Raw genomic sequence first — 5,805 nt, 5'->3', positions numbered from 1 at the left:
CGTGAAGATATTCAACACGTTCAGATCTTAATCTCTGCTTGCGGCCCGTTCCGTTTGGAACAAGAATCATAATATAGCACATACAAATTTGGAAAGCAACCCTTGTCCTTCATTTTATGAAAAGAACCTCCTAGCGCCAGATTTCAACTGACAACTGTGAGGCTCCAAGGGTTCTTTGCTGAGAACTATTTTAACCTGATACCTTTAAGCAGTAATTCCAGGGGCTCTCTCTCTTCATTTTCACCACGATGATCATACTCGACAAGCTTATCCAATCGTGCAACCTGATGGCCATAGTCATACATAGCGGCAGCAACTACGGACAAACGCAGCAATCCCTGCGGCTGTTTGGTATAACGGTCAATAAGGACAGTCATGAAACGATCATTCTCAGCTTCCATTTCCAAACCGTCTGTGCTGTCATCTTTCAGCTTATCGTCGAATTTCAGCAGCACATGTTCGTGGAATTTGATTAGTTTCTCCATATGTTTATCAAAATAATCGTCAATCGCTTCCGTTCGAGCCGCCTGAAAGTAATGCTCATCTACGGCTTCAAGAACTTCTACTCCTTTATACATAGCGAGCAGCTTTTGTTTGTATACAACAAGCTCGCGAATGCGGCTGAAGCCATTCCCCTTGCCTTTAAGCCTTTTGATTTCTTCTTCCATGAGCCTGTATTTCTCCGACAAGGATTTCAGACTACTGCGAAGGCTTTCTTTTTCCTCACGAAACACGGTCTCCTTCATTTCATTAGAGATAACGGTGCGAAGGAGTAGTGACATTTTGCTGAAAATAGTCTGTATCTGGGCAGCGAACTGCTCCTTGGGCTTAGGCGGAAAGAAGAAAATATTCACCACAAAGGCGCATCCGATACCAATTAAACTAAGCAGCAGTCGGTTCAGCGCAAACTCCCATTCTCCAGAAGCCTCCATCACCGCAACAACGGTAACCAAAGTAAGACCAATTGTTTCTTCCATACGCATTCTAAGACTGATGATAATGACAATAATACAGACAATGCCAATTGCAATGACATTATTCGAGAAAAACATACCCGCCAGAAGCGCCAATGCCGCACCAAGTATATTCGTCTGCAGCTGCTCCAAAAAGTAGCGCCACGACCGGTAAATCGAAGGCTGCATAGCAAAAATGGCAGCAACAGCGGCAATGACAGGAGGAGTAAAATTAAGCCAGGCACTTATGTATAAGGCCAAAGCAACGGCGATACCCGTTTTCCAAACACGCGCACCGAAAACCATGAAATCCCCCTCATCCAAATATTGATTCTCTATTATCTTACACAGGTAAAGGGATTGATGCAAAATAACACCCTAAGTTTCTGCTTCAATTCTGCCAGTCAACTTGCATGACAGTCTCCTGCTGAAGCCATACTGTTAAAGTAATTTCCATAAACTCGGCTGGAGGCACCTATGATTAAACAAAAATGGCGAATTCCGCCCACACAAGGGCTTGGTTTTAGGCTCAACAAGGGTCAAACAGTTAGAATAACCGATGTAGAAGGCGAGCAGGTTGCCGACTTTGTCGCCTACCATGAAAACGACATTAGGGAACGTTTGGACCCTGGAGTTACGATGGACGCCCTTCATAAATTGAAAGTGAAGCCAGGTGACCTGCTTTATACCAATACATACAAGCCAATGCTATCAGTAGTAACTGATCAAGTAGGTCAGCATGATTTCATTAATCCAGCTTGCCGCAGCGAAATGTACGAGGTGCTATATAATAAAAAGGATCATGCGAGCTGCTATCATAACCTGAATCAGGCTTTAGCCGAGTTCGCAGTTCCCGCACCTGACCAACATTACCCCATCAATTTGTTTATGAATACCATTATACAAACAACGGGGGAAATCGCCATAGAGAGGCCGCTATCGAAGGCTGGCGATTACATTGAACTCCGGGCGGAAATGGATTTAATCATAGCGGTATCTGCTTGTCCGTGCTCCGAGAGCGCATGTAATGGGTTCAAGTGCTCATCTATTGAGGTTGAAATCATGTAGGCAATCACCCAACTCTTCCACTCAGCATACTATGCTCCGAATGGAAGAAGGAGGGTTTGGTTATGGTTTATTTGAAATCCAAGAGTTGGCTGGACCGCTATGCAAATGAGCTGCCTGATTGGCAGCAAGATGCCTTTCGCAAATTCGGGCAGATGATTGCAGATGAAAATCGGATGTATCCCTGCATACCAGGGAGGCAGGGTTTTCTCACGGACAGCTTGCGGTTCGGATTTGCATCAGATCCCAGATCTGATAAAACAATTGAAGAAGCTGCGCAGCTACTGCAGCAATACGGAGAATGCTCCCGTGATACCGGCCGGTATGCTTCGCTTGTGATATTTTTTGAAACGCCGGAAGACATGGAGGCTGACTTCACCGTAGAAGATTACGAGCAGGCCTTCTGGTCCGTTTTGAGTAGGGTAAGCGCCAAAGATCCGGTCCCCTGGCCCGCACACATTCCTCAAGATCCCTCCCACCATGCATGGGAGTTCTGTTATAGCGGGCATCCCTATTTCGCCTTTTGCGGAACACCTGCCCATCAAGTTCGCCGAAGCAGGCGTACGCCTTGTTTCCTAATCACATTCCAACCTCGGTGGGTTTTCGAAGAAATCAATGATTCAACCGCTTTCGGACGCAATATGAAAAACTTGATTCGCCAAAAGTTGGTCGAGTATGACGGCGTCCCAGCACATCCCTCACTCAAGTGGTACGGTCAGACCGACAATCTGGAGTGGGAGCAATATTTTCTGCGTGATGATGAAAGTGTAGCTCCTAAGTGCCCTTTTGCGTCTATGGCCATGAAAAAGAAGTAATGAAAAAACCAGCCAAGGTCTATAGGACCCAAGCTGGTTCTTTATTTTATTAATGAATCGTTGCCCGATTATTTGGAGGCATTTGCGGCATGCCTTGCGCTGGGACGAAGGTATTCAGCATTTTCTGCATATCAGCTGTCCCAAGCTGTGGAACCTGATAATAGGCATTTCTATTTTGATACAAGAAAATCTCATAGGCCATCTCGATAAAATTCTGCACTTGAGAGGCGAGCACACGACGCACTGTAGGGTTCGTCACCTCAACGGAAGTCATCGTCAATAGGGAGGCGTGAGATTTAATAAGGCCCAGCATATGCGCGCTAATGCCCCCATGGTTCATGTTAGGTGCCATTTGATTCGTGTTGTTATACGGAGTTTGCTGCTGCATCTCGAAGTCTCCTTCATATATGGATTGGTAACTTCGATAATATGAGTTAGAATGGCGGAAATTATGCAACTACTCCTACTTCTGCAGCAATGAAGCCCAAGTAGTTTCTAGCCACTTATCAAAGTCAGCTTCCTTGTCCCCTTCGTACGTATCGTACACGTCAGTTCTGGTTTTTTGGAGCTTTTCTTTGAATTCTTCGAAAGTATGACCTTCCGGCAAGCTTTTTTTAATGCGTACGAATACCTTGCCTGCTCCTTTGACCAAATCCCCTTTTTTCCGTGGCGGCAGCTGGACATCTTCACCAAAAGCTTTAAGCTTGCGATAAGCCATCTCTTGAATGGGATACACGGAATCGCTAGTCATAATACGGGTCAAAATATTTATGCTCTGTTGATCGTTCCATTGACCTAACTGTTCAACAGCATCCAGACGTTCTCTCCAATTGGATGAACGATTCGCGGATTTTTTTAACTCCTCAAAATTGGCCGGCACTTCATTGTTTAATTCTATATTCAACTGACTCAAGCTCCTTCGAATGCTGCAATTTGCGCATGTTCTTTTACTACAATGATGTTACACTTTTTTGGGCGTTAGCGCCAATGGGATGATCTTACGGCTGCAAACTCCGAAAAAACAGCTCGAAACTAACAGCCATTTGAGTATTGAGCTTATCATCGCCCATCCCCATCCCCCAGGTTATTAATACACCCATATATGTCTGAATAGCTTGATCCGCAATCATTTCTGCCGGAAAGACGGTTGAGAACTCTCCCCGTTTTTGTGCTTCTTCTATCAGAGGAATGAGCACTAATTTCAGTTCGTCCAACATCTCCAACTGATTGCATAAAGACTTCTCGTTGCTTAGGTTGCTTTGAAATAAGGCACAGGCCAGTTGTCTGGTATAGGGCACGAGCCTTACCAATTCTATAAGAAACTCCCGTAGATGAGGGAGAATTGGACCGCTTTTATCCTTCAGCTTCACGAACTCGTTGGACGCCTCATAGCACAGAATATATTTCTAATCCTTTATTTTAAAGATCCATTATCTATTTTTAATTATGACCATTAGTATAAAATTAGATTCATCTGACGCTCGCTTTCACGTTATAGCTTCAAGTGAATATGGCTTCGTAAGGAGAAAGGCAGCTTACTCTGCGGAAGCCAGAGCAGAGCAGAGCAGAGAAAAGCAGAGCAAAGCATTCATGCGCAAAAACCCGAGGCAAGGTCGCCTCAGGTTTTTGCGTTTTGCTTTTATCATGTATCGAGTTAGCTTGAGCCTACGACAATCCCCCTGCAGTACTTGCAAACTGCCGCATCGATTTCGATTTCCTCATTACAGTAGGAGCACTCCTTATGTGTTTTCACTGCTGTCGACTCTACCGCCGTTTTCTTCCTCATGCTGACCAAGATTAACAAACCGATTACAACAATGACAACGACGATTATCCAAAAAACCATACCGAAACACCTCCTAGTTGATAATCAACTTTTGATGAATCCGTATATGTATATTCGCCTATGCTTGTCTGTTTGTCTTAGTCCTTTTTTTAAAATAATAATAATAATAATAATGAAATAGAGGACCCTAGTTCCTCTGCTTGGCTCGTAGAGCTATTTTCGCAAATTAGCGCTCTCGTATTCTCTTATTTGTATGGGAGTATTCCAATTATTAGCCGTACAAAACAAAAAGATCACCCTCAGGTGATCTTTTTGTTTTAAAGCGGGTGATGGGAATCGAACCCACGCTACCAGCTTGGAAGGCTGAAGTTCTACCATTGAACTACACCCGCATGATGTAAAAAGTCGGGATGACACGATTTGAACATGCGACCCCCTGCTCCCAAAGCAGGTGCTCTACCAAGCTGAGCTACATCCCGAAAAATACCGGCGAGAGGACTCGAACCTCCACTCGTTAGAACTCGATTTTGAGTCGAGCGCGTCTGCCATTCCGCCACGCCGGCTTATGTGGCGCGCCCTGAGAGATTCGAACTCCCGACCTTTTGATTCGTAGTCAAATACTCTATCCAGCTGAGCTAAGGGCGCGTATGAAATTGAAGTAAATAATGCCGAAGACCGGACTTGAACCGGTACGATAGTCACCTATCGCAGGATTTTAAGTCCTGTGCGTCTGCCGATTCCGCCACTCCGGCTTGCTTAAAGGCAGAAGGCGCTACCCAGATTCGAACTGGGGGTAAAGCTTTTGCAGAGCTCTGCCTTACCACTTGGCTATAGCGCCAAAAAGCGGAAGACGGGATTCGAACCCGCGACCCTCGCCTTGGCAAGGCGATGCTCTACCCCTGAGCCACTTCCGCATGATAATGGGGTTCCTCATATATTAAAGAGGAATGATGCGCGTAGAGGGACTTGAACCCCCACGGTCGCCCGCTAGATCCTAAGTCTAGTGCGTCTGCCAATTCCGCCATACGCGCATGCTGTAAATAAGGCAAATGGTGAGTCATGTAGGATTCGAACCTACGACACCCTGATTAAAAGTCAGGTGCTCTACCAACTGAGCTAATGACTCATGTAAGAAACTGGGGATCAAGGATTTGAACCTTGGCATGACGGAGTCAAAGTCCGTTGC

The 5,805-nt window shown here is 45.4% G+C and carries 6 protein-coding genes, 9 tRNA genes and 1 pseudogene; 2 read left to right on the top strand and 14 right to left on the bottom strand.

The features are described from left to right. Window positions 1-185: 185 nt before the first annotated feature. Window positions 186-1,259 (bottom strand): FUSC family protein, encoded by a 1,074-nt coding sequence (locus AC1DUA_RS29445; protein WP_477503121.1) that lies wholly within the window; start codon window positions 1,257-1,259, stop codon window positions 186-188. Between the two features lie 174 nt (window positions 1,260-1,433). Between AC1DUA_RS29445 and AC1DUA_RS29440 the strand changes: the two genes are divergently transcribed. Further along, the gene (locus tag AC1DUA_RS29440; RefSeq protein ID WP_477503122.1) at window positions 1,434-2,021 is read left to right on the top strand and encodes a DUF1989 domain-containing protein; all 588 of its coding nucleotides are present in this window, start codon (window positions 1,434-1,436) and stop codon (window positions 2,019-2,021) included. 62 nt (window positions 2,022-2,083) lie between these two features. After that, window positions 2,084-2,833 carry a YqcI/YcgG family protein gene (locus tag AC1DUA_RS29435; RefSeq protein ID WP_477503120.1) on the top strand — a complete coding sequence of 250 codons (750 nt, stop codon included), beginning with the start codon at window positions 2,084-2,086 and terminating at the stop codon, window positions 2,831-2,833. Between the two features lie 49 nt (window positions 2,834-2,882). Here AC1DUA_RS29435 and AC1DUA_RS29430 read toward each other — a convergent pair. From AC1DUA_RS29430 to AC1DUA_RS29370, 13 genes and pseudogenes are all read right to left on the bottom strand, one after another. Further along, window positions 2,883-3,164: pseudogene (locus AC1DUA_RS29430) on the bottom strand (spore coat protein); the annotation flags it as partial. A gap of 132 nt (window positions 3,165-3,296) precedes the next feature. Further along, the gene (locus AC1DUA_RS29425) at window positions 3,297-3,737 is read right to left on the bottom strand and encodes a HEAT repeat domain-containing protein (RefSeq protein WP_477503119.1); all 441 of its coding nucleotides are present in this window, start codon (window positions 3,735-3,737) and stop codon (window positions 3,297-3,299) included. A gap of 94 nt (window positions 3,738-3,831) precedes the next feature. Next, entirely contained in the window at window positions 3,832-4,203 is a 372-nt protein-coding gene (locus AC1DUA_RS29420; RefSeq protein ID WP_477503118.1) for a hypothetical protein, read from the bottom strand. Between the two features lie 284 nt (window positions 4,204-4,487). Further along, window positions 4,488-4,679 (bottom strand): hypothetical protein, encoded by a 192-nt coding sequence (locus tag AC1DUA_RS29415; protein ID WP_477503117.1) that lies wholly within the window; start codon window positions 4,677-4,679, stop codon window positions 4,488-4,490. Window positions 4,680-4,940: 261 nt separating this feature from the next. Then, window positions 4,941-5,011, bottom strand: a tRNA-Gly gene (locus tag AC1DUA_RS29410). Between the two features lie 13 nt (window positions 5,012-5,024). Further along, a tRNA-Pro gene (locus AC1DUA_RS29405) sits at window positions 5,025-5,098 on the bottom strand. Window positions 5,099-5,103: 5 nt separating this feature from the next. After that, window positions 5,104-5,182: transfer RNA gene (locus AC1DUA_RS29400), tRNA-Leu, on the bottom strand. 5 nt (window positions 5,183-5,187) lie between these two features. Continuing rightward, window positions 5,188-5,264, bottom strand: a tRNA-Arg gene (locus tag AC1DUA_RS29395). A gap of 21 nt (window positions 5,265-5,285) precedes the next feature. Beyond that, a tRNA-Leu gene (locus tag AC1DUA_RS29390) sits at window positions 5,286-5,371 on the bottom strand. Between the two features lie 15 nt (window positions 5,372-5,386). Next, window positions 5,387-5,457 (bottom strand) — tRNA-Cys (locus AC1DUA_RS29385). A gap of 4 nt (window positions 5,458-5,461) precedes the next feature. Then, window positions 5,462-5,533 (bottom strand) — tRNA-Gly (locus AC1DUA_RS29380). A gap of 37 nt (window positions 5,534-5,570) precedes the next feature. Beyond that, a tRNA-Leu gene (locus tag AC1DUA_RS29375) sits at window positions 5,571-5,650 on the bottom strand. Window positions 5,651-5,669: 19 nt separating this feature from the next. After that, window positions 5,670-5,745: transfer RNA gene (locus tag AC1DUA_RS29370), tRNA-Lys, on the bottom strand. Between the last annotated feature and the right edge of the window lie 60 nt (window positions 5,746-5,805).

The sequence above is a fragment of the Paenibacillus sp. 01T422 genome, assembly GCF_056398785.1.
This window is presented reverse-complemented; position numbering and strand designations above follow the sequence as displayed.